Annotated in this window: 2 protein-coding genes; both read left to right on the top strand. The window is 56.7% G+C overall.

The annotated features are described in order from the left end of the window. Nucleotide 1 precedes the first annotated feature (1 nt). Nucleotides 2–1,501 (top strand): IS21 family transposase, encoded by a 1,500-nt coding sequence (istA, locus tag FIV38_RS29750; RefSeq protein WP_115129398.1) that lies wholly within the window; start codon nucleotides 2–4, stop codon nucleotides 1,499–1,501. Next, nucleotides 1,494–2,297, top strand: a complete 804-nt coding sequence (gene istB / locus FIV38_RS29745) for an IS21-like element ISPsy20 family helper ATPase IstB (protein ID WP_029241171.1) — start codon at nucleotides 1,494–1,496, stop codon at nucleotides 2,295–2,297. Before istA ends, istB begins: the two co-directional genes overlap by 8 nt. Nucleotides 2,298–2,420: the final 123 nt, after the last annotated feature.

Below are 2,420 nucleotides of genomic sequence, written 5' to 3'. Positions count from 1 at the left end.
CATGGAAATGTTGGGAAAAATCCGGCGGATGTACTTCCGCGACAAGCTCTCGCTGCATCAGATAGCCAAGCGTACCGGGCTGTCGAGAAACACCATCCGAAAATGGGTCAGAGCGCCCGAAGCCACTCAGCCAGCGTACCAACGGTGCGCAACCTTCAATAAGCTCAGCCCTTTTCACGAGACCCTGGAGCAGGCGCTCAAGGCCGATTCGTTCCGGCCAAGACACAACCGCAGGAGCGCCAAAGCGCTTTTCGAGCAGATCAAGGCCGAGGGTTACGACGGCGGCTACAGCCAGCTCACGGCGTTTGTCCGCTCTTGGCGAGGGGAGCAAGGCAAGTCTTTACGCGCTTTTGTACCGCTGACGTTTGCTCTCGGTGAGGCCTTTCAATTTGACTGGAGCGAAGAAGGTCTGCTGATCGGTGGTCTTTTTCGACGTGTCCAGGTCTCCCACATGAAGCTGTGCGCCAGCCGCGCATTCTGGTTGGTTGCGTACCCCAGCCAAGGCCACGAGATGCTATTTGATGCCCATACGCGCTCGTTTGGAGCGTTGGGTGGCGTGCCACGTCGCGGCATCTACGACAACATGAAAACGGCTGTCGACAAGGTCAACAAAGGTAAAGGCCGCACGGTCAACGCCCGGTTTTCCGTGATGTGCGCGCACTATCTGTTCGATCCGGACTTCTGCAACGTGGCCTCTGGCTGGGAGAAAGGCATCGTCGAAAAGAACGTGCAGGACAGCCGGAGGCGAATCTGGCTCGATGCTCAAAATTGCATGTTCCATACCTTTGAGGAGCTGAATGTCTGGCTCGGCCAACGTTGCCGGTCGCTCTGGAGCGAACTGGTGCATCCGCAGTACAACGGGCTGACGGTGGCCGAGGTCTTGGAGCTGGAGCAGGTCGAAATGATGCCAATGCCGACGGTATTTGATGGCTACGTCGAGCGTACCGTGCGGGTCTCCAGCACCTGTCTGATCAGCGTGGCGCGAAATCGCTATTCAGTGCCATGTGAGAGAGTCGGCCAGTGGGTCAGCAGCCGTTTGTACCCTTCGCGGATCGTGGTCATTGCCGACGAAACGGTGATCGCCAGTCACGAGCGTCTCTTTGATCGAGATCAGGTCAGTTTTGACTGGCAGCACTACATCCCACTCATCGAACGCAAGCCTGGTGCATTGCGCAACGGCGCGCCATTTGCTGATTTGCCAAAACCGTTACGGCTTCTCAAACGAGGACTGAGGCGTCACACCAACGGTGATCGAATCATGATGCAGGTACTGGCTGCTGTGCCAATTGCGGGTCTCGAACCAGTGCTGGTGGCGGTGGAGCTGGTACTTGAATCGGGAAGTCTGAGCGCCGATCACATCCTCAATGTCGTTGCCCGCCTGACCTCCACCACACCACCTCCCTGTGTAGAAACCAGCCTGCAACTCAAGGTCGCGCCTGTTGCCAATACGGCACGCTACGACCGGCTCCGTGCGACCGATGAGGAGAATCGCAATGCGTGACCTAATGACTGAACTCAAAGAACTTCGCCTGCACGGCATGGCCAGTGCTTGGGAAGAACTGGTCTCTCAAGGAACAGCGTCGACGGCTTCATCGAAATGGCTGCTGGAACATCTGCTTCAGCAGGAACATGCGGATCGCGCGGTACGCTCGGTGAATCATCAGATGAACATGGCAAAACTCCCCATGCACCGTGACTTAGCTGGCTTTGACTTCAGCGCTTCCAGCGCTGATGCCCGGCTGGTCAGCGATCTATCCAGCTTAGCGTTCACTGAAACCGCGCAGAATGTCGTGTTCATCGGCGGCCCTGGAACCGGGAAAACACACCTGGCCAGTGCCTTGGCTGTATCCGGAATCACGGCCCACAACAAACGCGTGCGCTTCTTTTCCACGGTGGATCTGGTGAATCTGCTGGAGCGTGAGAAGTACGATGGCAAGGCAGGGCGAATCGCCCAGGGACTGCTACGAACAGACCTGGTGATACTGGATGAGCTGGGGTATTTGCCCTTCAGTCAAAGCGGCGGTGCCCTGTTATTTCACCTGCTGTCCAAACTGTACGAACACACCAGCGTGGTCATCACCACCAACCTGAGCTTCTCGGAATGGTCGAGTGTGTTTGGCGACGCCAAGATGACCACCGCGTTGCTGGATCGGCTGACACACCACTGCCACATCGTCGAAACGGGCAACGAGTCCTACCGACTACAACACAGCACCTTGGCCGCGCAGACAAAGATCAAGTCACGGGAACGAAAGCGCAAGGACGGAGATGATGTCGAGGACGATGAGCCATTTTGATCCGCACCATAAATGCCCTGCCGCTTGCGGTGGGGCTTGATGGTCTTGAATCGGAACACTGCTGCTAAGCTTATCCACAATTGCTGGGGCAAAAATCAGCAATCCGTCCTGGGTCAATTTTCA

Source organism: Pseudomonas proteolytica, from assembly GCF_007858275.1.
Classification (GTDB): Bacteria; Pseudomonadota; Gammaproteobacteria; order Pseudomonadales; family Pseudomonadaceae; genus Aquipseudomonas; species Aquipseudomonas proteolytica.
The sequence above is the reverse complement of the archived record's forward strand: the minus strand, read 5'-3'. Positions and strand labels throughout refer to the sequence as shown.

Excerpts from the sequence above, each read along its gene's own strand:
- istA (WP_115129398.1), top strand. The coding sequence starts at position 2 with ATGGAAATGTTGGGAAAAATCCGGCGGATGTACTTCCGCGACAAGCTC.
- istB (WP_029241171.1), top strand. The coding sequence starts at position 1,494 with ATGCGTGACCTAATGACTGAACTCAAAGAACTTCGCCTGCACGGCATG.